This window comes from Arthrobacter castelli DSM 16402 (assembly GCF_000430705.1).
Lineage (GTDB): Bacteria > Actinomycetota > Actinomycetes > Actinomycetales > Micrococcaceae > Arthrobacter_C > Arthrobacter_C castelli.
In genome coordinates, this window is the sequence record NZ_AUMN01000052.1 from 1 (window position 1) to 1154 (window position 1154).

At 54.0% G+C, this 1154-nt stretch carries 1 rRNA gene; it reads right to left on the reverse strand.

Annotation, left to right across the window (positions count from 1 at the left end):
- Window positions 1-118: 118 nt before the first annotated feature.
- A 23S ribosomal RNA gene (locus H535_RS0121650) occupies window positions 119-1154 on the reverse strand; the annotation flags it as partial.

The following is a 1154-nucleotide window of genomic DNA, read 5'->3' on the forward strand; positions in this document are numbered from 1 at the left end:
ATCAATATTCGTTTATCAAGTGTGTTCCCGGCCGGGTTTGTTGGTCGGGAACCACATAGTGGACGCATGAGCATACTTGGGTTTGAACACCACCAACCCACAAAGAGAGGGGGGTGGTGTGGTGTAAGTTGTCGGCCTATTAGTACCGGTCAGCTTCACAAGTCTTTAGTCCTTGCTTCCACGTCCGGCCTATCAACCCAGTGGTCTGGCTGGGGGCCTCCCAGGCACAATGCCTGTGGAAATCTCATCTTGAAGCCGGCTTCCCACTTAGATGCTTTCAGCGGTTATCCATCCCGAACGTAGCTAATCAGCGGTGCACTTGGCAGTACAACTGACACACCAGAGGTTCGTCCGTCCCGGTCCTCTCGTACTAAGGACAGACCTTCTCAAATTTCCTACGCGCGCAGCGGATAGGGACCGAACTGTCTCACGACGTTCTAAACCCAGCTCGCGTACCGCTTTAATGGGCGAACAGCCCAACCCTTGGGACCAACTCCAGCCCCAGGATGCGACGAGCCGACATCGAGGTGCCAAACCATGCCGTCGATATGGACTCTTGGGCAAGATCAGCCTGTTATCCCCGAGGTACCTTTTATCCGTTGAGCGACGGCCATTCCACAATGTGCCGCCGGATCACTAGTCCCGACTTTCGTCCCTGCTCGAGCTGCCACTCTCACAGTCAAGCCCCCTTGTGCACTTACACTCGCCACCTGATTGCCAACCAGGCTGAGGGAACCTTTGGGCGCCTCCGTTACTCTTTAGGAGGCAACCGCCCCAGTTAAACTACCCATCAGGCACTGTCCCTGACCCGGATTACGGGCCGAAGTTAGATATCCAGTATGACCAGAGTGGTATTTCAACGATGACTCCACCCACACTAGCGTGTGAATATCGACGTCTCCCACCTATCCTACACAAGCCACACCGAACACCAATACCAAACTATAGTAAAGGTCTCGGGGTCTTTCCGTCCTGCTGCGCGTAACGAGCATCTTTACTCGTAATGCAATTTCGCCGAGTTTATGGTTGAGACAGCGGGGAAGTCGTTGCTCCATTCGTGCAGGTCGGAACTTACCCGACAAGGAATTTCGCTACCTTAGGATGGTTATAGTTACCACCGCCGTTTACTGGGGCTTAAATTCCCAGCTTCGCCC